This window comes from Streptomyces sp. NBC_00503, assembly GCF_036346895.1.
Classification (GTDB): domain Bacteria; phylum Actinomycetota; class Actinomycetes; order Streptomycetales; family Streptomycetaceae; genus Streptomyces.
Genome location: NZ_CP107855.1, coordinates 7,194,752 through 7,214,172 on the forward strand (window position 1 = coordinate 7,194,752; position 19,421 = coordinate 7,214,172).

The window sequence follows — 19,421 nt, forward strand, 5'->3', positions numbered from 1 at the left end:
CCGGGTCCGTGGCCTCGCCGAGGACGCCGGGTCCGTCAGGGGCCCGTCAGAGGTCCGTCAGGGTTTGCGGTCCCGGCGTCATGAGGCCGTCAGGAAGCCTGTCCCGGAGTCCGCGGCCGCCGTTCCATGAAGGTGACGGAGGCAGCGGACAGGGAGGACGGCGCGGTGCGAGGACGAGTCGTGGTGGGGGCGCGGGGATCCCTCGGGAGCGTGACGGCACTGCACGTGGCGCACGCCGAGGCACGGGCGCGGGACGCGGAGCTGTGGGTCGTCCTGGCCTGGCAGCCCCCGCTCGGCGGACCCGGCGCCCGGCGCGGCGGGGGTGGCACACCGCTGCTCGCCGCATCCCGGGACGCGGCGGTGGAGCGGCTGCGTGAGGTCCTGCTCACCGCCTTCGGCGGTACCCCCTCCGGGGTGACGCTGGCCGGGCTGACGGTCCGGGGCACACCGGGCGCGGCGCTGGTCGACTCCGTCCGCGACCCCGACGACCTGCTGGTCGTCGGTACGGGCCCGCGCGGCCCGCTGCTGCGCGCACTGCGCCCCTCGGTCTCCCGCTACTGCCTGGCGCACGCCCCCTGCCCGGTGCTGGCGGTGCCGCCCAGTCCGCTGCGGGCCGACCTGGACGCCGTACGCCGCCGCATCGTGTGGCGGCGGCCGCTGTACGCCGGGGACCTGGTCCGGTGACCGGTCGGTCAGGCCATCCAGAAGAACACCGCCGTCATCCGCTTGTCCTCCAGGGTCTGGCCCCAGTAGGCGGTGGCGGTGTGGATCAGGTTGGCGGAGTAGAGCAGCAGCCTGTTGGCCCGGTGGGGGACCCGTATGTCCTCGACGAAGGAGTCCGGTGCGACGAAGCGGGTGCCCAACGCGTCGACCAGGTTGTTGTGGGGCGCGGCCACCTGGTTGCCGCCGAGGGCGCCGCCCGGCAGGCTCTGGCGGTAGAAGCTGGTGCCGCAGCCCTTGGGGACCCGGGGGTTGAGGTACAGCACCGCCGCGTACCGGCACAGCGTGCGCGAATCGGTGTGGGGCCGCGGCTCGCACTCGCCCTCGCCGACGACCTGTACGCAGTTGTGATTGAAGGTGCCGCCGCCGGCGGGCTGTTGCGCCCAGATCCGCGGCGCTCCGGTGGCCTTGCGCACCAGCCGTTCCACGTGCGCGAGTTCGTCCGGTTCGAGCGCGGGCATGGAGCGCAGGCCCGGCCAGGCCTCGGGCTTGTGGGGGTACCCCTCGGTCCAGTCGTTCCGGGCGAGCAGGCGCTCGCGTACGGCTTCCGGATCCGGCAGTACGTTGTCCAGTTCCCAGTAGTCGCGGCCGCGGGTGGGCTTGCGGTACGGGAGGACCGGCAGGGGTGGGGGGTGTAGGGGCATGCCAGGGAAAGTAGTTGACCTTCGCCGCGGGCTCTCCTTGGAAGCGGTCAACCTTGCGTCAAGTGTTCGCCATGCGGGGGAGCGGGCCCGCTCAGCGGGTCGGCGGCTGGCTCCGCGGAGCCTCGCCCTGGGCCGCTTCGATCCCGGCGTGCAGATCGTCGGCGGCCTCGACCGTCGCGGCGGCCGACAGGGCGAGGCAGGCGAGCAGGGTGGCGGCGATCAGGGGCGCGGCCAGCCGCCGGGGCAGGCCGGGGCTCCCCGGCCTGCCCAGGGCGGCTCCGGCGGGCCGGCCGAGCAGGGCGGCGACGCGGCGCGGGACCGGTCCGGCCGTCGCGGCCAGTGCCAGTCCGGGCCGGTCCGCCGTGCGGGTGGCCGCGGCCCGGGAGGCCAGGGCGGCCCTGCCGATCGCGCGGGCCGTCAGCCGGCGGTCGCACACCGCCGCGGCGGCGGCCTCGTCGGCGCTGCGCTCCAGCACGTAGGTCAGCGGCTCGCGCAGGGTGCGCAGCGCGGGGTGGCACAGGGCGGCCAGCTCGGCCGCGGCCACGTAGAGGTGGTGGCGGTCCCTCAGGTGGGCCCGCTCGTGGGCGAACAGGGCCTCGCGCTCCTCGGCCGACAGGGTCCGCAGCATTCCGGTGGTCACCACGATCCGGCCCGGCCGGCCGGGCAGCGCGTAGGCGTCGGGGCAGTCGTCGCGCAGGACGAGGAGCTCGCCGTCGGCGCGCGCCGCCAGCCGGCGGGCGCGGCGCAGCTGGGTGAGGCGGCGGTGGAGGGCGCGGCCCAGCGAGAGCGCGCACCAGGTGAGGAGTCCGGCGGCGGTGACGGCCACCGCGATCACGGAGTCGGGGGAACCGGTGGCGAGGGGGGTCAGGAGTTTGCCGAGGGCGGCCACGGCGTGCAGGTGCGTGGCGCCCGGGACGATCAGCAGGGCGAGTGCGGTGGTGCTGGCGGCGGCCAGGCCCACGGCGGTGCCGGCCAGCAGCCAGGCCGCCCGGCGGGGGTGGAGCGAGGGGGCGAGCCGGCCGGCCGCGGGGCCGGCCAGGAAGGGGAGGAGCAGCGGCAGCCACACCATGTAGATCACGGGGCGTCCCCTTCGAGCAGTGCGCGGAGCAGTTGTTCGTCCTCGTCGCTGAGCCGGGAGACGAAGCGGGTCAGTACGGCGCCGCGGTCGTCCGTCTTCTCCAGCTCGGCGTGCATCCGCCGGGCGGTCAGTCCCGAGGCGTCCTCGGTCGGCAGGTAGGCGAAGCCGCGGCCGGAGCGTATCCGGTCGACCGTGCCCTTGTCGTAGAGGCGGGACAGGATCGTGGTGACGGTCGTCCGCGCCAGCGTCCCGCCGAGCGCGTCCTGCATCCGGACCGGGGTCAGCGGGGTCCCGGCGGCCCACAGGGCGGCCAGTACGGCGGCTTCGAGCTCACCGGCCGGCCGGCGTTCCGCCTTCGTGTCGCCCATCCGGGAGGCTCCTCCGCACTTCCGCGTCTACGGTGATGCAGAGCGTCCGCATCACTGTAGTAGGTCGTGGTGGATCAACCGGCGTGGACGTGGGGGCGGCGGGCCCGGTCCGGTTCGGCTTCGCGGATGACCTCGCGGGTGACGGGGGCGACTTCGCCCTGGCCGAAGAGGAAGAAGCGCAGGAAGTTGGCCATCGGGTTGCCCTCGGTCCACTCGAAGTAGATGTGGGGGCGCTGGCCGGTGCTGTCGCGCACGTGGAGCAGGAGGGCCGCGAGCGCGTTGGGCACGGTGGAGCTCTCCAGCGTCAGGACACGGTAGCGGTCGTGGAGCACCTCGCCCCGCACCTTGAGGCCCGATTCGAATTCGGACGGGTCCAGGACGGTGACCTCGACGAACAGCACGTCGTCGCCGGCCGGGATGTCGTTGTCGGTCCGGATCTGCTCGACCTTGTCGCGGTACTCGGCCTTGTCCCGGTTGCCCGGGTCGTTGGCGATGAACCGGATCGTGCGGTTGGCGGTGTCGCGGACGAACCGCTCCGCCATGTCGTCCAGCTCCACGTGGGTGACGCGCAGCTCGAAGACCCGGGCGAGGCGGGAGAGGAGGGAGAGGGCCATGATGCCGGCGATGAAGCAGGCGCCGATCTTCACGCCGTCAGGCCGCTCCACGACATTGACCGCGGTCGTGTAGAGCAGCACCACGGAGATCACGGCGAAGCCGATGGTCCAGCCGCGCTGCCCCGCTCGGCGGGCGGCGATGGTGACGGCCACGCCGGCGGAGGTGAAGAGGACGAGGACGCCGGTGGCGTACGCGCCGCCCTGGGCGTCGACGTCGGCGTCGAAGATCCAGGTGACGAGGAAGGCGACGAGGGTGAAGACGATGACCATCGGGCGCAGGGCGCGGGCCCAGTGCGGGGCCATGCCGTAGCGGGGCAGGTAGCGCGGCATCAGGTTGAGCAGGCCGGCCATCGCGGAGGACCCCGCGAACCACAGGATGAGGATGGTCGAGACGTCGTAGACCGTGCCGAAGGCGGAGCCCAGGTGCTCGTGGGCCAGGTAGGCCAGGGCGCGCCCGTTGGCATCGCCGCCCGGCTTGAACTGATCGGCCGGGATGAGCAGGGTGGTGACGAAGCTGCTGGTGATGAGGAAGACGCTCATGATCACGGCGGCCGTGGTCAGCATGCGCTTCGTGTCGCGGATCCGTCCGGCGGGCTTGGCGGGGGTGTCGCCCGTGTCGCCCTGGACGTGCGGCATGACGGCCACGCCCGTCTCGAAGCCGGACATGCCGAGGGCGAGCTTGGGGAAGACGAGGAGCGCGATGGCGACCATCATGACCGGGTTGCCGTGCTGGGCGGTGAGCGCCTCGGTCCAGTCCCCGATGACGTGCGGCTCGCTGAGCACCTGCCACAGCCCGTTCCCGATGACCACGACGTTCAGCGACAGGTAGGCGATGACCAGGACCACGGCGACGCCGATGGCCTCGCTGAACCCCTTGAGGAACACGGCGCCCAGCAGGGCGATCATGATGAGGGTGATGACCATCTGGTGACCGCTGAGCACGCTCGTCAGGTGCGGGTTCTCCACCAGGTGCGCGGTGGCGTCGGCCGCCGAGAGCGTGATGGTGATGAGGAAGTCGGTCGCCGCGAACCCGAGCAGGGTCAGGACGAACAGCTTGCCCTTCCAGAAGGACAGCAGCCGCTCCAGCATCGCGATCGAGCCCTCGCCGTGCGGGCTCTCCTCGGCCACCCGCCGGTACACCGGCAGCGCGCCGAACAGGGTCAGCACGACGAGCACGATCGTCGCCAGGGGTGACAGCAGGCCGGCAGCCAGCGCCGCGATGCCCGGCTGGTAGCCGAGGGTGGAGAAGTAGTCGAGACCCGTCAGGCACATCACCCGCCACCACGGCCGGCCCTCGGGGTCGGTTCCCGTCGCCTGCGGGCCGTCCTCGCCGGCGTGGTGCTTCGGGCGGTCGGTGAGACCGTCCAGCAGCCAGGCACGCAGGCGCGTGGTCGGGGTGGCGGTGGCGGAGGCCATCGTGGTGCTCCTGTCGTGCAACTCGATTTTCGGCCATCAGTACGACCGAGCACTGAGCGTACGGAACCTGACAGGAATTTCACGCGCGGGTCACGATCCTGACGCGCTCTTAACGCCCCAGGTCACCGCCGTTCTCCCGACCCGTCAGCAGGACCTCCCGGAGCCGGGCCACCAGGGCGGAGGCGCTCTCCGGCTCCTCGCTCGTCCCGGTCGCGCGGCTGTCGTCGGCCGAGAGCTGCTTGAGGTGGTCGGAGAGGACCTCGGCGTAGGCCTGTTCCTTCTCGACCAGTCCGCCGGGCTGGCGCAGGCCGATGGTGGCCTCGATGACCTTGCCGATCAGCGCGGTCATCGCGAACGAGAACAGGCCCAGCACCACGGTGGCGGTGAGCTGCTTGCCGAGCAGGTCCCAGGAGCCGCCGTAGAACAGGCCCTTGTGGCCCGTGAGCGTGCCGGTCGCGCACAGCCCCGCCATCACCATGCCGACGATGCCGCCCCAGCCGTGGATGCCCACGACGTCCAGGGTGTCGTCCACGCCGAGCCGGTACTTCCAGCTGATCGCGAACGCACAGGTCAGGCCCGCGAGGAAGCCGATGACGGTGGCCCACACCGGGCTCACCCCGCCCGCCAGCGGGGTGGTGGCGACCAGGCCCGTGACGGCGCCCATGCACATGTCGAGCAGGCCGACCTGCCGGGTGCGCCACCAGCTGGTGACCGCCCAGCCGGCCATCGCCGCGCCCGCCGCGAGCTGGCTGTTGAGGAAGGCCATCGCGGCCCCGCCCGGGGTCCCCAGCGAGGAGCCGGTGTTGAAGCCGAACCACCCGAACCACATCAGCGACAGGCCGATGACGACGAGCGGCAGGTTGTGCGGCCGAATGCCCTGGCGGTCGAAGTCCGCCCGCTTGCCCGCGACGATCGCGAGGGCGAGCCCGGCCGCTCCCGAGCCGATCTCCACGACCGTGCCGCCCGAGAAGTCCACGGCGCCGAGCTGCTTGGCGACCCAGCCTTCCGGGTCGAAGACCCAGTGCGCCATGGGGATGTAGACCAGCAGGGTCCACGCGATGACGAAGGCGATCCAGCCGAGCATGCTCGCACGGCCCGCGATGGAACCGGCGATCAGGGCCACCGTGACGATCGCGAAGGACATGTGGAAGACCACGAAGGTGACGGTGGGCACGGTTCCGGACACCGAGGAGGCGTCGATCCCGCGCAGGAAGACGTGGTCCAGGGTGCCGATGATGCCGAGGTGGCCGGCGTCGGGGCCGAAGGCCAGCGAGTAGCCGACGGCGTACCAGAGGACGGTGACGATCACGACACAGAAGAAGATCATCTTCAGCATGGCGATGATCTGGCCGGTGCGGACCATGCCGCCGTAGAAGAAGGCCACGCCGGGGGCCATCAGCAGCACCAGGGCCGAAGCCATCATCAGCCACGAGGCGTCGCCGGAGTCCGCAACGGCGGCAGCAGTCAGGGTGATCACTTGTCGCGCTCCCTTCGGTCCAGCACGGAGAGGATCTCGGCCAGCAGCGCGGCGTCCTGACGCTCGTCGGCGCCCACCACCGCGTGCTCCTTGGGCGCGCCACCGGACTCGTCCATCCGGTCGCGGATCTGCTCGAGGGTCTCGTTGTCGTAGGCGACCTCCTCCTCGCGGCCGGGTACGTTCTCGTACTCCTCGGAGGCGCGGAAGCCGACGGTCCTGTCGATCGCCCGGGCAATGAGCCAGGTCATGACGAAGGCGAAGGTGCCCACCGCCAGGATGGCCACCGCCTGGCGCCACAGCTGGTCGAGGCCGCCCCCGTAGAAGAGGCCCTTCTTGCCGCTCATCGCGGCCGTCGCGAAGAAGCCGATGGACAGGACGCCGACGATGCCGCCCCAGCCGTGCACGCCGACCACGTCGAGGGTGTCGTCGACCCCGATCTTGAACTTCAGGTTGATGGCGAAGCAGCAGACCACACCGGCGATGAAACCGATGATCAGCGCGCCCAGCGGGGAGACCTCGCCGCAGGCCGGGGTGATCGCCACCATGCCCGCGACCGCCGCCGAAGCCACGCCCAGCATCTCCACGTGACCCAGGCGCCACTTCTCGATGATCGGCCAGCCGATCATCGCGCCCGCGGCGGCGAGTTGGGTGTTGAAGAAGGTGGTCGGGGCGCTGCCCGCGACCTGGAGCGCGGAGCCCGCGTTGAAGCCGAACCAGCCGAACCACAGCAGGGCCAGACCGATGACCACCAGCGGCAGGTTGTGCGGGCGGATCGGTTCGCGCTCGAAGTCCCGGCGCTTGCGCAGCACGATGGCGACCGCGAGTCCCGAGGCGCCCGAGCTGAGCTCGACCGGCAGGCCGCCGGCGTAGTCGAGCGCGCCCAGGGACTGCTGGATCCAGCCGTCGGGGGCGAACACCCAGTGCGCGGTGGGCACGTAGACCAGCATCGTCCACGCGATGACGAAGACCAGCCAGCCCCTCATGGTGGCCCGGCCCGCGATCGAGCCGCTGATCAGCGCCACCGTGATGATCGCGAACGACATCTGGAAGCAGGCGAAGATCACCGTCGGGATGGAGCCGTGCAGCGAGTCCATCCCGATGCCCTGGAAGAAGGCGTGGTCGAGATTGCCGATCAGGCCGCCGCCGGAGTCCTTGCCGAACGCGAGGGTGTAACCGACCGCGAGCCACAGGATCGTCACCAGCGACAGGCAGGCGAAGCTCATCTTGAGCATCACCAGCACGTGCTTGGTCTTGACCATGCCTCCGTAGAAGAAGGCGAGGCCGGGAGTCATCAGCAGCACCATCGCGGTGCTCGCCATCATCCAGGCGGTATTACCCGTGTCGTAGCCACTGGGCATGGGCGGAGCTCTCTTTGATCGTGAACGGGCAGGAGGTGGAGTTGGGTTGGGCCGTCTCTTTCGTGCGGCCTACGTCTTGCGCAGGTCAGGGGCCGGTACGCCGATCAGGCGCCGCCGCACCGCGTCCCAGGCGGCGGCCAGCGCCAGGGTCACCGCCTCGGTGTGCTCGCCGAGCATCCGCACCCAGGCCCCGCACTCCTGCGGCAACACGCTGACCCCGTAGGGGAGTCCGCGGCCCGCCAGCGTCGCGTGCAGCAGATCGGCGAGCTCCCGGGCGGGGGCGAGCGGACTGACCGCGAAGAAGCAGGCCATCACGGAATGTCCGGCCAGTACCGCGGGACCGTCGACCCCGGACCCGCCGGGCTCCAGGCGTACGGTGTCCAGCGCGACCAACTCGCCGCCGGGCCTGCGTACTTCGAAGTCCGAGGCGAAGACCTCGTAGGCGTTGCGCTCCCCGCGCGCGAGCCGGCCGGACAGCACCGTCTCGCTCGCCAGCACCGTGGCCGTGGGGTGGGCGGTGACGATCGTGCGCTGGTAGAAGCGCGAATCGACGTAGGGGATGACCGGATCCGGCAGGTACTCGACGTACGCGTCCGGCCCGGCGGTCAGGAAGGTCTGCGCGACGGCGTAGTCGTGCTCCATCCGGTAGACCTTGGTGGCCGCCTGGGTGGTGACGTGCCCCGAGGTGCCGGGGCCGAAGACCAGGTCCGTGCGGAGCCGGTCGGCCTGGATGATCCCGCCGCCGGTGGACATGAGGAAGGTGATCGGCAGGTCGGGGCGGTGCGGGTCGAAGTAGAGCGGCCGCATGATCTGCAGCGGGGACTTCTGGTAGTGCCGCACCAGCTCCGTGCGCCCGCCGGCGCGCTCGAAGCCGAGCTCCAGCAGGCCGACCTTCCCCGGTCGCCCCACGCCCAGGGTGTCCGGCACCGAAGCGTGCCGGAGCACCTCCAGGGGGATGCGCGGGGGCTCGTAGTGCGCCGGGTCCAGCCGTGCGGGCGGGACCGGCGCACCGGGCGGGAACGGGGTTTCGGGCGGGACCGGGGCTTCGGGCACGGCCGCCACCATGCTCACGCCGGTACCCGGCGGAAGGACTCGATGAAGTTCGCGATCTCCTCCAGGCCCTCGCCGGTGAGGCAGTTGGTCAGGGCGACGGGGCGCCCTTCGCGCACGTGGTGCGCGTCGCGCTCCATCACCCGGATGTCGGCCCGCACGTACTGGGCGATGTCGATCTTGTTGATCACCAGCATGTCGGACTCGGTGATGCCCGGCCCGCGCTTGCGGGGCATCTTCTCCCCCTCCGCGGTGTCCAGGACGAAGAGGAACATGTCGACGAGGACCGGGCTGAAGGTCAGGGTGAGGTTGTCGCCGCCGGACTCGTAGAGCAGGGTGTCGACGTCGGGGAAGCGCTCCAGCATCTCGGCGCCGGCGGCGAGGTTCATCGTCGGGTCGTCGCGCACGGCGGTGTGCGGGCAGGCCCCGGTCTCCACGCCGACGACCCGCTCGGGGTCGAGCACCCCGGCGAGGGTGCGGCGCACGTGATGGGCGTCCTCCTGCGTGTAGATGTCGTTCGTGATCACGGCGGGCCGGTGGCCGCGCTCGATGAGCACGGGAACCAGGGCCTCGATCAGCGCCGTCTTCCCCGAGCCGACGGGGCCGCCGACGCCGACGCGCAGGACGTTGTCCACGTTCATCGCAAGTCACATACCTTCTGGAGAGACATCCGGATAACAGGGATCAGGTGGCGAACAGCCGTGCCTCGGCCCGCTCGTGACGGCCCGACATCACGTCCGCCATCGGAACGCACCCGCCGAGATCGGCGAGTTCGCGCCGCAGGGCGGCGCCCGCCACCTCCTCGATGACGGGCGCGATGGACCGCAGGACCACCTGGGCCCTGCGGTGGTCGGTGAGCCGCAGCCGCAGCGCCGCTCCGGTGAAACTGGCGGCGTACGCGAACAGGTCGCTCACCACCGCCTGTTGGGTCGGTACCCCGGCGGCCGCGTAGGCGACCCCGGCGGCCACGGCCTGTGAGCCGGGGGCCCGCTTGGCGGCGACGAGCGCCGCGTACTGCTCCAGCGGCTCGCCGCCGACGCACTCCTGGGCCAGGTCCAGCAGCTGCCGGCCGGTGCGGGTGGCGGCGCGGCGCAGGCCCTCGTTCAGCTTGGTCGCGTTCAGCCGCTGGTCCGTCTCGGCGAGGGCGTCCCAGTCACCGGCCAGCGCGGCCCGGTGGGCCAGCGCCAGCGCGGTGGCGTCGGAGGGGCCCACCGAGTGCCGCAGCAGGTCGGCCAGCAGCTCCGGCACGCCCTCGGGGGTCACGGCCTTGGCCTGTGCGTAGCCCTCCAGGCCGTGCGAGAGCGTGTAGAAGCCGCTGGGGAAGGCCGAGTCGGTCAGCTGGAGGCTGACCAGTAAGGCCTGTACCGGCGTGGCGCCGGGGGAGTCCACGGTGATGCTCATGCCAGGTAGAACAGGTGGTTCAGCGGCAGTTCGCGGGCCGGCTCGATGGTGGCCGGCACCCCGTCCAGGCTGACCTTGTACGTCTCGGGGTCCACCGTGATCCGGGGCAGCGCGTCGTTGCGGACCATGTGCTGCTTGCCGACCGTCCGGCAGTGCCGGACCGGCAGGACCTTGCTGTCCAGGCCCAGCTTCTGCGGTACGCCCAGGTCGATCGCGGCCTGGGACATGAAGGAGACGCGGGTGGCCTGCCGGGCCTTGCCGTACGCGCCGAACATCGGCCGGTAGTAGACGGGTTGCGGGGTCGGCAGCGAGGCGTTCGGGTCGCCCATCAGCGCCCAGTTGATCAGCCCGCCCTTGATGACCATCTTCGGCTTGGCGGCGAAGGAGTTGATCGGCCACAGCACGATGTCGGCGAGCTTGCCCGCCTCCAGGGAACCGATGTAGTCGGCCGTGCCCGAGGCGATCGCCGGGTTGATCGTCATCTTGGCCAGGTAGCGCAGCACCCGGAAGTTGTCGTTGCGCTCGGTGTCCCCGTCGAGCTTGCCGCGCTTGTCCTTGCAGTGGTGCGCGGTCTGGAAGGCGCGGGTCCAGGACTCCCCGATGCGGCCCATGGCCTGCGAGTCGGAGGAGAAGATCGAGATGACGCCCTCGTCGTGCAGCACCGTCTCGGCGGCGATCGTCTCGGCGCGCACGCGGGAGTCCGCGAAGGACACGTCCTCCGGGATGTCGTGCGACAGGTGGTGGCAGACCATCACCATGTCGAGGAGCTCGTCCACCGAGTTCACGGTGTACGGCAGCGTCGGATTGGTGGAGGACGGCAGGACGTTGGGCTCTCCGGCCACCCGCATGATGTCGGGGGCGTGGCCGCCGCCCGCGCCCTCGGTGTGGAAGGTGTGGATGGTGCGCCCGTCGATGGCCGAGCGGGTGTCCTCGAAGAAACCGGACTCGTTCAGGGTGTCGGTGTGCACCGCGACCTGGACGTCGTAGTCGTCGGCGACGTCCAGGGCCTTGCTCAGGGCGGCCGGGGTCGTGCCCCAGTCCTCGTGCACCTTCAGACCGCAGACGCCCGCCTCGATCTGCTCGATCAGGGCGTCCGGCAGCGAGCCGTTGCCCTTGCCCAGCAGACCGACGTTGACCGGCATGTCCTCGACCGCCTGGTACATGCGGCCGATGTTCCACGGACCCGGGGTGCAGGTCGTGCCGTTGGTGCCGTCGGAGGGGCCGGTGCCGCCGCCGATGAGCGTGGTGATGCCGTTGGACAGGCCGTGCTCGGCCTGCTGCGGGGCGATGAAGTGGATGTGGGTGTCGATGCCCCCGGCCGTGGCGATCAGGTGCTCGCCCGAGATCACCTCGGTGCCGGGCCCGATGACCAGCTTGGGGTGGACCCCGGACTGGGTGTGCGGGTTGCCGGCCTTGCCGAGACCCGCGATGAACCCGTCCTTGATGCCGAGGTCGCCCTTGACCACGCCCAGGATCGCGTCCATGACGACGACGTTGGTGATGACCAGGTCGAGGGCGCCCTGCGCGTTGGTGGCCTGCGGGTCCTGGGCCATGCCGTCGCGGATGCCCTTGCCGCCGCCGTACACGGCCTCGTCGCCGTAGTGGCCCTCGTTGTGGTCCTTCTCGACCTCGACGACCAGGTTGGTGTCCGCCAGGTGGAAGCGGTCGCCGACGGTCGGCCCGAACAGGTCGGTGTACTGCTTGCGGCTCAGGACGGCCATCAGTTCTCGCCCTTCTTGGGGGTCTTGTTCTTCTTCTTGCCGTCTTCGCCCTTGGCCCCGTGGCCCCGGCCCGCACCGGAGCCGCCCGCACCGGAGCCGCCCGCACCGGAGTCACCGGCGCCGGCGGCGCGGGGCGCCGTCTCGGTGTGGACGTCCTCGATCCGGGCGCCCTTGAAGCCGAGTTCGACCGCCCGGCGCAGGGCGCGGATGCGGGTGTCGGTGGAGCCGAGGCCGCCGTCGACGAGGGAGCTGAAGCCGATCAGCCGGCCGTGTCCGCTGTACGCGGTGAGCTCGACCTCGCGGGTGTCGCCCGGCTCGAAGCGCACGCCGGTACCGGCGGGGAGGTCGAGGTGCATGCCGTAGGCGGCGTTGCGGTCGAAGTCCAGGGCCCGGTTGGCCTCGAAGAAGTGGTAGTGCGAGCCGACCTGGACCGCGCGGTCGCCCGTGTTGGACACGGTGACCTTGGCCTTGCGGCGGCCGGCGTTGATCTCTACGGAGCCTTCTCCGTAGAGGTATTTGGCGCCACCGGACATGGTGGTACTTCCCTTCCCTCGGATCAGTGGTGGGAGTGGCCGTGCGTGTGGCCTTGCCCGTGCGGATGCTCGGGTGCGTGGGGATGCTCGGGCCTGTGCCTGTGCCTGTGCCCGTGTTCGTGTCCCTGGCCCTCGCCCTCGCCGTGCGGGTGCCCGTGGTCGCCGCCCGGGCCGTGGGTGTGCGCGTACCCGTGGCCGTGCTCGGCGTCCAGCCCCTCGGTGATGCCGTCCTGCCCGTGGGACAGCCGGTGCAGGGCCTCCTGCACCCGGGCCCGTACCACCTGGGCGAGCGCCGCTTGCGACAGCAGGGGGCCGGTGTCCAGGACCCCGGCCGGCAGCTCGGCGGGAGCGGCGAACGCGGCGCGGATCAGGGCGACGTGACCGGCGCCGAGGCGGCGGCACCGCTCCACGCCCTCCGCGAGGTCCGGGTCGCCGCCGTCGAAGGCGACCTCGACCCAGCGGTGGTGCCCGTACTGGCGCACCAGCCGGGCCACCCGGAAGAGGTCGGCGTCCTCGAAGGGCCCGGCGGCGGGCGCCGTGACCAGGACGGCCGAGGTGCCGGGTGCCTCGCGCACCGCCTTGAGGGCGGCGGTACGCAGCCACGCGGTCAGATGGTCCACCGTGGCGAACGGCGGGGCCAGCGCGAGCCGCCCGCGGCCCTCGTCACGGCCCAGCCAGCGCAGCGCGCGGGCGCAGTCGGCGATCAGCCCGGGGTCGCGCCCCAGCGTCATCGGGACCACGCAGACCGGGTCGGGCGAGGCGGCGAGCGCCCGGCGCACGGCTTCGGCCAGCGGCCGGCCCGCGCTCACGGCCCCGGCCGCGGCCGCGCCTTCGTGGCCGCCGGCCAGGATGACCGTGGCCGCCGACTCCGGGGCCCTGCCCGGCCGTTCGGGTGCGACTGCGGCGGCCATGGATCAGGCGCCCACGGGGTCGTGGCAGGAGACGAGCTTGGTGCCGTCGACGAAGGCGGCCTCGACCTGGAGCAGTGGCAGCATCTCCCGTACGCCGGGCATGACATCGGTGCCGGAGACGATCTGCTTGCCGAGCTCCATGCATTCGGCGACGGTCCTGCCGTCGCGGGCCCCTTCGAGGATGCCCTCGCTGATCAGGGCGCAGGCCTCGCTGTAGTTGAGCTTGACGCCCCGGTCGCGCCGCTTGCGGGCCAGATCGGCCACGACGTAGATCCAGAGCTTGTCCATCTCACGGGGGGCGAGATTCATCGGTCACTCACTTTCGGCTCTCGAGCTGGTTCGGATGCACGCGACTCGGGTTCGGCGCAGGGCAGGGCGGTGCGGACGTGCGGGCGGTGCGGTGCGGGGTGGGCGGCGGGACCGCCGCTCCGGACCTCTCAGGTCCGTCGCAGCCGGGGGATCTGCGGGACGGCCGCGACGAAGATGAGCGTGGTCAGGACGAACGGCCAGGTGAAGGTGTGGCCGCCGAACGGGGCGAAGAAGGCGGTCATCGCCGAGGTCAGCCCGGTCGCCGCCGCGGCGCCGAGGACGGCGAATCCGAAGCTCCAGTTCGAGCGGACGATGAAGACCCCGCACAGGGCCATCGCGACGAGCACGCTGCTGTAGCCCATGAGGCCCTCGGACACGCCTTCGGCGGGCGACCCCATCGCCCACGCGATGAGGATGGCGGTGGCGCTGCCGACGCAGGCCATGACCCCGGCGAGCCGGCTGGCCACGAAGATGCCGGCCAGGAAGATCAGGCCGACGTACCACTGCGGCATGAAGAAGATCTGGCCGACATTGGCGAAGAACGCGTGCCAGAGCTGCTCCCAGCCCAGCGTCGTGGCCCCCGAGGCGGGCTCGGGCAGCGCGGCCAGGCCGGGGCCCGTGTGCCACACACGGGAGAAGCTGGGCGCCGCGATGGTCATCACGCTCGCGATGATGCAGAAGGGCGCCGTGAACGTGGGGATGTTCCAGGTGCCGAGGATCGTGGCGAGCGCCGAGGTGACGACCACGACGGTGATGCTGCCGCCGATCGCCAGCAGCAGAGTGGACAGGTGCTCCGCGCCGAGGAAGACGGCGAAGCCGAGCGAGACGAGGGTGCCGTTGAAGCCGCGCAGCCCGGCCGAGACGATCTCGCGGTCGATGCCGAAGGCGTAGGCGGTGGCGGTACCGACGACGGCGCCGAGGAGTCCGTAGAGGGCGTACTGCCAGCCGGCGGCGGCGAGGGCGGCGAGGAAGAAGATGCCCGTGATCGCATTCGGCATGAAATCGACCTGGGCGACGCCCCGCAGTACTTCCTGGACAAAGCTCGCGGGTTGAGCGGGAGCCTGTCGTGCGGGCTCCGTTGCCACGGCCTGCATTTCCGTCTCCAATGCGCAAAAAGAGAGGGCCCGCAAGGGCCCGGGAATCGGCCTGCGCCGCGACCGGGCAGCCGTAACCGGATGAGGCGGATGTGACCGGCCACACAGCGACACTACCGGTAAATCGTGACAATCCCACCCGGAGACGGGGGTGTCGGGGGCCGTTCGCGGCACGGTGGGGGCCGGGTCCGGAGGCTCGCGGATGCGTCGGACGGTCGAAAGCGCGAACGGTTGCGGAGCTCCGACTTTCATGTTATTCGCCTTATTGCCTATTGATCGCAATAAGGGATCGGATTCCCCGTTCCGTGAGGTCTGGAATGCGATCCGGGTATCGGAATATCGCAATACCGGAGCGCCGGAGCGGCCCCCTGCGCAGGCTCGGGCCGGGCCCGGAAGGGTCATCGCCGGGGTCCCCGTGGCGCGCCTCACCGGCGGAGCCCGGCCGGGCGGTGTCCGCTGGACGGGTGCGAGTCTGCGTGGGCGCCCGCTGGTGGGCCGAGCTGTCACCGGCCGCCGGGGCCGCCGTCATGGCCGCCGGGATCATTTCGGCCGGTCTGCACCTCATCGGCCGCAGCGCGCTGTCGCTCGCCGCGCTGGCCGTCTCCGCGGCGCTGTGGCTCGTCCTCGCGGCCGACTTCACCGCCCGGCTGGTGGGCGACCGGCGGCGCTTTCGCGCCGAGGCCGACACCCCGGCCGCCCTCACCGCCGTCGCCGCCACGACCGTGCTCGGGGCCCGGCTCTCCCTCCTCGGATGGCAGGCCGTGGCCGCGGCCCTGCTGGCCCTCGCGGCAGCGCTCTGGCCGGGGCTCCTCCTCGCCGTCCTGCGGCACTGGGGGCGGCGGATGCCCGGGGCGGCGTTCCTCGTCTGCGTGGCCACCCAGGGGCTCGCCGTCCTCGCGGGCACCCTGGCCGGAGCCACCGGCCACGACTGGCTCGGCCGGGCGGCGCTGGCCGCCTTCTGCCTGGGGCTGCTGCTCTACGCGGAGGCACTGCTGCGCTTCGACTTCCGTGAGGTGGTGTCCGGCGCGGGCGACCACTGGGTGGCCGGCGGAGCCCTGTCCATCACCGCACTCGCCGGAGCCGGGCTCACCGCGTCACCCCTGTGGACGGGACGGGTGCACACGGGGCTGCGTACCGCGACCCTGGTGGCCCTCGGCCTCTCCCTGGCCTGGTACGCCGTCCTCCTCGCCGCCGAGGTGTTCCGGCCGCGCCCGCGCTACGACATCCGGCGCTGGTCGAGCGTCTTCCCGCTCGGCATGACCGCGACGGCCTGCCTCTCCGCGGCGCGACCGACCGGCGTGCAATGGCTGCGCCCGCTGGGCGAGTTGCTGCTCTGGGTCGCGGTGGGTGCGTGGGTACTGACCTTCGTGGCCTTCGTCGCGACCCGCGCCGACGACTGACCGTCCGGGGTGTTCCGCGAAACCGGCGGTGCCCGCGACCGTCAGGGCCGCCACCCGTGGCCGTCCAGCCGCGGTGCGAGCACCACGCACACCAGCAGGCCCACGGCCGAGGCCAGGGCCCACGAGGGGCCGTGACGCAACGTCAGAAGGCCGCCGGCGAGGGCGCCGAGCAGCAGGGCCGCCACCGTGACGAGGCGGCGCAGCGGCGCGGGTCCCCACGGATCGGCCGCGAGCCCGGTCAGGGCCCTGGTGACGACGGTGGTGGTCAGATCGGGGACGGCGAGCCGGTGCACCACGGCGTTCTGCAGCCCCATGCCGAGCGCGAGCAGGGCGATGACGCCCGGCGGCCACCCACCGGTCGCGGTCAGCGCCAGAGCCCCGCAGACCAGGACGGTCTGCACCGCGACCAGCGGCACGAACATCCGGGAGGCCCCCGTGCGCCGCCGCAGTCGGCCGGCGGCCGCGGCCCCGGCCAGGAAGGCGCCCAGGGCCAGCAGCGAGTCCGGAGCGGACAGGGACCGGTCCCCGGCGATCGCGAAGCCCAGGAAGACCACGTTGCCCGTCATATTGGCCACGAAGACGTGGCCGAGCCCCAGGTAGCTCACCGCGTCGACCACACCGCTGACGAAGGTCAGGATGATCAGCAGGGGCGGCAGCACCCCGTGCGGCGACGGTGCCCCGCCCGGCTCCGGCGGGAACAGCAGCGCGGCCAGCGGCCGCAGGATCCCGCGCCGTGCGGTGGAGGTCATGGGGCCCGCCCCTCTGCTGCTCGGGCCGAGAGAGACTTCGGCCCGGCCAACGATAGTGATCGCGGGCGCGCCAGGGACATAGCGACTCGTTCCGCTGGCGGAGCCCGAGGCCCCTCAGTAGGGTCCCGGCATGGCCTACACGTTTCAGGTGACCGTGGACTCCGCGACCCCGCACGCCCTCGCCGACTGGTGGGCCGAGGCCCTCGGATGGGAAGTCGAGCCCAGTGACGAGGAGTTCATCCGGGGCCTGATCGCCGCCGGGCACGCGAGCGAGGAGGACACCACCACCCACCGGGGCGTCCTCGTCTGGAAGGCGGGCCAGGGGATCCGCCACCCCGAGGGCCTCGAACGGGCGCCACGCGTCCTCTTCCAGCTGATCGAGGAGCCCAAGACCGTCAAGAACCGGGTCCACCTCGACGTCCGCACGGGCGAGGACGACCCCGGCGCCGTGGTCGCACGGCTCATCGCCAAGGGCGCCAAGCACCTGCACGACGGCCGCCAGGGCCCCTTCGCCTGGACCACCCTCTCCGACCCCGAGGGCAACGAGCTCTGCGTCTCCCACTGAGCCGTGGGGCGCCCGCATAGGGTGGGCCCGTGAACGTCATCCTCTTCGGCGCGACCGGAATGATCGGCCGGGGCGTGCTGCGCGAATGCCTGCGGGACGACTCCGTGGAGAGCGTCCTGGCCATCGGCCGCACCCCCCTCACCGTCACCCACCCCAAACTGCGCGAGCTCGTCCGGGCGGACCCGACCGACCTGTCGGACAGCAGCGGCCTGTCGGATGCCGGCATCGACCTGGCCTCGTACGACGCGTGCTTCTTCTGCCTCGGGATCTCCTCCTTCCGCATGAAGGAGGACGAGTACCGGCGGATCACCCACGATCTGACGCTCGAGGCCGCCCGCCCCCTCGCCGCCGCCAACCCCCGGCTCACCTTCGCCTACGTCTCCGGCGAGGGCACCGACAGCACCGAGAACGGCCGCTCCATGTGGGCCAGGGTCAAGGGCAGGACGGAGAACGACCTGCTGAAACTCGACTTCGAGGCCTACATGTTCCGCCCCGGGATCGTGCAGCCCGACCGCGGCGTGCCCTCCAAGACCCCGCTCTACCGCGCCGCGTACGCCGTCACCGCGCCCCTCTTCCCGGTGCTGCGGCGCTTCGCACCCGACCTGGTCACCACCACCCGGGCGCTGGGCCGCGCCATGATCGGCGTGGCGGCGGCCGGGCCGGGGGACGCGGGCACCCAGCGCATCCTGCGGCCCCGGGACATCAACCGGCTCGGCGGGGATGCCCCGGACCAGCGGTAATTCGGTTCCGGTCAGAGCCTCCCGCCCCTGAGAATGAGGCATCTCGAACCGGGAGGAACCCCATGAGCCAGGACCGCCTGACTCTGCACGACCTGATGCCCGCACAGGCGCTGACCGAGGCCATCGACGCCGGATACGTGCTGCGCAAGACGCACCCCGAGCTGCCGCTGTCGCTCTACACCTACACCCGGACCGCCCAGTACGAGCGGGTCTGGAACGAGGTCACCACGCGCTGCCGCGGTCTCGTCGCCGACGACGTCACCGGCGCGGTCGTCGCGCTGCCGCTGCCCAAGTTCTTCAACGTGGGCGAGCACGAGGCAGGGCAGCCGTACGCGCCCGCCCTGCCGGACGAGCCGTTCGAGGTGTACGACAAGGTCGACGGCAGTCTCGGCGTGGTCTTCCACTACGCGGACCAGTGGCGGGTCGCGTCCAGGGGTTCCTTCACCAGCACCCAGGCCGTCTGGGCGCAGCGCCGCCTCGACCGGCGGGACACCTCCGGCCTGGTGCCGGGGACCACGTACCTCGCGGAGATCCTGTACCCGCAGAACAGGATCGTCGTGGACTACGGCGACCGCCGCGACCTCGTGCTGCTCGCCGCCTACGCGGCGGCCGGCGCCGAGGTGCCGCTCGCCGAGGCCGCCGCGCACTGGGAGGGGATCGGCTCCGTCGTCACCGTGTGGCCCGCCATGCCGCTCGACGAACTGCTCGCGCTGACCGCCTCCAACACCCTGCCGGACGGCGGGAGCGCGACCGGTACCGACGCCGAGGGCTTCGTGCTGCGCTTCGCCTCGGGCGTCCGCGCCAAGGCCAAGATCGCCGAGTACGTACGGCTGCACAAGGTGCTCACCGGGGCGACCGAGCGGGACATCTGGCGGGGACACGGCATCCAGCGGTTCGCCGGACTGCCCGTCAAGCAGGTGGCCCAGGGGCTGAACTGCACCGTCGCCGAGATCGAGGCCTCGGGCGGCAAGCCGCTCGACGCGCTGCTGGAGCAGGTGCCCGACGAGTTCGACCACTGGGTGCGCTCGGTGATCGAACGCCTGGAGGAGGAGGCCGGGGCGCGCGAACGCGCCATCGACGAGGCGTACGCCTCGCTCGCCCACCTGGCCGGCGACCGGGGCGCGTTCGCGCGCGCCACCCAGGGGATCCGCGACGGCGCGATCCGCGGCGCACTGTTCCAGCGCCTGGACGGCAGGACGACCGAGCTGCTCAGCTGGCGGCAGGTGCGGCCCGAGACCGCCGACCCCTTCACGAACGACGAGGAGAACTGACC

20 protein-coding genes are annotated in these 19,421 nt (G+C 71.9%); 5 read left to right on the plus strand and 15 right to left on the minus strand.

What is annotated here, in order from left to right; translation table 11 throughout:
- Window positions 1–126 precede the first annotated feature (126 nt).
- On the plus strand, window positions 127–684 hold the full coding sequence (locus tag OG490_RS32775; protein WP_330299889.1) for a universal stress protein: 558 nt from the start codon (window positions 127–129) through the stop codon (window positions 682–684).
- An 8-nt stretch (window positions 685–692) separates the two neighbouring features.
- On the opposite strand, the gene OG490_RS32780 is transcribed toward OG490_RS32775, so the two are convergent.
- The 14 genes from OG490_RS32780 to OG490_RS32845 form a co-directional block, all read right to left on the minus strand.
- Window positions 693–1,364 (minus strand): DUF6445 family protein, encoded by a 672-nt coding sequence (locus tag OG490_RS32780; RefSeq protein ID WP_330299890.1) that lies wholly within the window; start codon window positions 1,362–1,364, stop codon window positions 693–695.
- 91 nt (window positions 1,365–1,455) lie between these two features.
- On the minus strand, window positions 1,456–2,433 hold the full coding sequence (locus tag OG490_RS32785; RefSeq protein WP_330301156.1) for a M56 family metallopeptidase: 978 nt from the start codon (window positions 2,431–2,433) through the stop codon (window positions 1,456–1,458).
- 5 nt (window positions 2,434–2,438) lie between these two features.
- Window positions 2,439–2,810 carry a BlaI/MecI/CopY family transcriptional regulator gene (locus tag OG490_RS32790; protein ID WP_330299891.1) on the minus strand — a complete coding sequence of 124 codons (372 nt, stop codon included), beginning with the start codon at window positions 2,808–2,810 and terminating at the stop codon, window positions 2,439–2,441.
- Window positions 2,811–2,884: 74 nt separating this feature from the next.
- Window positions 2,885–4,840 carry an APC family permease gene (locus OG490_RS32795; RefSeq protein ID WP_330299892.1) on the minus strand — a complete coding sequence of 652 codons (1,956 nt, stop codon included), beginning with the start codon at window positions 4,838–4,840 and terminating at the stop codon, window positions 2,885–2,887.
- 109 nt (window positions 4,841–4,949) lie between these two features.
- On the minus strand, window positions 4,950–6,317 hold the full coding sequence (locus OG490_RS32800; protein ID WP_330299893.1) for an ammonium transporter: 1,368 nt from the start codon (window positions 6,315–6,317) through the stop codon (window positions 4,950–4,952).
- The gene (locus OG490_RS32805) at window positions 6,314–7,675 is read right to left on the minus strand and encodes an ammonium transporter (protein WP_330299894.1); all 1,362 of its coding nucleotides are present in this window, start codon (window positions 7,673–7,675) and stop codon (window positions 6,314–6,316) included. The genes OG490_RS32800 and OG490_RS32805 overlap by 4 nt, the downstream gene beginning before the upstream one ends.
- Window positions 7,676–7,744: 69 nt before the next feature.
- Window positions 7,745–8,728: an urease accessory protein UreD gene (locus OG490_RS32810; protein ID WP_330299895.1), complete on the minus strand. Its 984-nt coding sequence runs from the start codon at window positions 8,726–8,728 to the stop codon at window positions 7,745–7,747.
- Window positions 8,729–8,742: 14 nt separating this feature from the next.
- Window positions 8,743–9,366 carry an urease accessory protein UreG gene (gene ureG / locus OG490_RS32815; RefSeq protein WP_330299896.1) on the minus strand — a complete coding sequence of 208 codons (624 nt, stop codon included), beginning with the start codon at window positions 9,364–9,366 and terminating at the stop codon, window positions 8,743–8,745.
- A gap of 43 nt (window positions 9,367–9,409) precedes the next feature.
- A complete protein-coding gene (locus tag OG490_RS32820) occupies window positions 9,410–10,126 on the minus strand; it encodes an urease accessory protein UreF (RefSeq protein ID WP_330299897.1) in 717 nt (238 codons plus the stop codon).
- Window positions 10,123–11,847, minus strand: a complete 1,725-nt coding sequence (gene ureC, locus OG490_RS32825; RefSeq protein ID WP_330299898.1) for an urease subunit alpha — start codon at window positions 11,845–11,847, stop codon at window positions 10,123–10,125. Before ureC ends, OG490_RS32820 begins: the two co-directional genes overlap by 4 nt.
- Window positions 11,847–12,380 carry an urease subunit beta gene (locus OG490_RS32830; protein ID WP_330299899.1) on the minus strand — a complete coding sequence of 178 codons (534 nt, stop codon included), beginning with the start codon at window positions 12,378–12,380 and terminating at the stop codon, window positions 11,847–11,849. The genes ureC and OG490_RS32830 overlap by 1 nt, the downstream gene beginning before the upstream one ends.
- A 23-nt stretch (window positions 12,381–12,403) precedes the next feature.
- Window positions 12,404–13,291, minus strand: a complete 888-nt coding sequence (locus tag OG490_RS32835) for a sirohydrochlorin chelatase (RefSeq protein WP_330299900.1) — start codon at window positions 13,289–13,291, stop codon at window positions 12,404–12,406.
- 3 nt (window positions 13,292–13,294) lie between these two features.
- The gene (locus OG490_RS32840) at window positions 13,295–13,600 is read right to left on the minus strand and encodes an urease subunit gamma (RefSeq protein WP_330299901.1); all 306 of its coding nucleotides are present in this window, start codon (window positions 13,598–13,600) and stop codon (window positions 13,295–13,297) included.
- Window positions 13,601–13,728: 128 nt separating this feature from the next.
- Window positions 13,729–14,694, minus strand: coding sequence for an urea transporter (locus OG490_RS32845; protein WP_443065903.1), 966 nt, complete (start codon window positions 14,692–14,694; stop codon window positions 13,729–13,731).
- Between the two features lie 464 nt (window positions 14,695–15,158).
- Between OG490_RS32845 and OG490_RS32850 the strand changes: the two genes are divergently transcribed.
- The gene (locus OG490_RS32850; protein WP_330299902.1) at window positions 15,159–16,094 is read left to right on the plus strand and encodes a tellurite resistance/C4-dicarboxylate transporter family protein; all 936 of its coding nucleotides are present in this window, start codon (window positions 15,159–15,161) and stop codon (window positions 16,092–16,094) included.
- A gap of 41 nt (window positions 16,095–16,135) precedes the next feature.
- Here OG490_RS32850 and OG490_RS32855 read toward each other — a convergent pair whose 3' ends face one another.
- The gene (locus tag OG490_RS32855; RefSeq protein ID WP_330299903.1) at window positions 16,136–16,843 is read right to left on the minus strand and encodes a YoaK family protein; all 708 of its coding nucleotides are present in this window, start codon (window positions 16,841–16,843) and stop codon (window positions 16,136–16,138) included.
- 130 nt (window positions 16,844–16,973) lie between these two features.
- Between OG490_RS32855 and OG490_RS32860 the strand changes: the two genes are divergently transcribed.
- From OG490_RS32860 to OG490_RS32870, 3 genes are all read left to right on the plus strand, one after another.
- Complete coding sequence (locus OG490_RS32860) at window positions 16,974–17,408, plus strand: VOC family protein (protein ID WP_330299904.1); 435 nt, start codon at window positions 16,974–16,976, stop codon at window positions 17,406–17,408.
- A gap of 29 nt (window positions 17,409–17,437) precedes the next feature.
- On the plus strand, window positions 17,438–18,148 hold the full coding sequence (locus tag OG490_RS32865; RefSeq protein ID WP_330299905.1) for an epimerase: 711 nt from the start codon (window positions 17,438–17,440) through the stop codon (window positions 18,146–18,148).
- Between the two features lie 62 nt (window positions 18,149–18,210).
- Complete coding sequence (locus OG490_RS32870) at window positions 18,211–19,419, plus strand: RNA ligase (protein WP_330299906.1); 1,209 nt, start codon at window positions 18,211–18,213, stop codon at window positions 19,417–19,419.
- Window positions 19,420–19,421: the final 2 nt, after the last annotated feature.

What these genes read in the sequence shown, in the direction of transcription:
- OG490_RS32820 (WP_330299897.1), bottom strand. Translation starts at nt 10,126, where the DNA reads ATGAGCATCACCGTGGACTCCCCCGGCGCCACGCCGGTACAGGCCTTA.
- OG490_RS32855 (WP_330299903.1), bottom strand. Translation starts at nt 16,843, where the DNA reads ATGACCTCCACCGCACGGCGCGGGATCCTGCGGCCGCTGGCCGCGCTG.
- ureC (WP_330299898.1), bottom strand. Translation starts at nt 11,847, where the DNA reads ATGGCCGTCCTGAGCCGCAAGCAGTACACCGACCTGTTCGGGCCGACC.
- ureG (WP_330299896.1), bottom strand. Translation starts at nt 9,366, where the DNA reads ATGAACGTGGACAACGTCCTGCGCGTCGGCGTCGGCGGCCCCGTCGGC.
- OG490_RS32830 (WP_330299899.1), bottom strand. Translation starts at nt 12,380, where the DNA reads ATGTCCGGTGGCGCCAAATACCTCTACGGAGAAGGCTCCGTAGAGATC.
- OG490_RS32785 (WP_330301156.1), bottom strand. Translation starts at nt 2,433, where the DNA reads ATGGTGTGGCTGCCGCTGCTCCTCCCCTTCCTGGCCGGCCCCGCGGCC.
- OG490_RS32780 (WP_330299890.1), bottom strand. Translation starts at nt 1,364, where the DNA reads ATGCCCCTACACCCCCCACCCCTGCCGGTCCTCCCGTACCGCAAGCCC.
- OG490_RS32860 (WP_330299904.1), top strand. Translation starts at nt 16,974, where the DNA reads ATGGCCTACACGTTTCAGGTGACCGTGGACTCCGCGACCCCGCACGCC.
- OG490_RS32845 (WP_443065903.1), bottom strand. Translation starts at nt 14,694, where the DNA reads ATGCAGGCCGTGGCAACGGAGCCCGCACGACAGGCTCCCGCTCAACCC.
- OG490_RS32870 (WP_330299906.1), top strand. Translation starts at nt 18,211, where the DNA reads ATGAGCCAGGACCGCCTGACTCTGCACGACCTGATGCCCGCACAGGCG.
- OG490_RS32805 (WP_330299894.1), bottom strand. Translation starts at nt 7,675, where the DNA reads ATGCCCAGTGGCTACGACACGGGTAATACCGCCTGGATGATGGCGAGC.
- OG490_RS32840 (WP_330299901.1), bottom strand. Translation starts at nt 13,600, where the DNA reads ATGAATCTCGCCCCCCGTGAGATGGACAAGCTCTGGATCTACGTCGTG.
- OG490_RS32835 (WP_330299900.1), bottom strand. Translation starts at nt 13,291, where the DNA reads ATGGCCGCCGCAGTCGCACCCGAACGGCCGGGCAGGGCCCCGGAGTCG.
- OG490_RS32790 (WP_330299891.1), bottom strand. Translation starts at nt 2,810, where the DNA reads ATGGGCGACACGAAGGCGGAACGCCGGCCGGCCGGTGAGCTCGAAGCC.
- OG490_RS32775 (WP_330299889.1), top strand. Translation starts at nt 127, where the DNA reads ATGAAGGTGACGGAGGCAGCGGACAGGGAGGACGGCGCGGTGCGAGGA.
- OG490_RS32795 (WP_330299892.1), bottom strand. Translation starts at nt 4,840, where the DNA reads ATGGCCTCCGCCACCGCCACCCCGACCACGCGCCTGCGTGCCTGGCTG.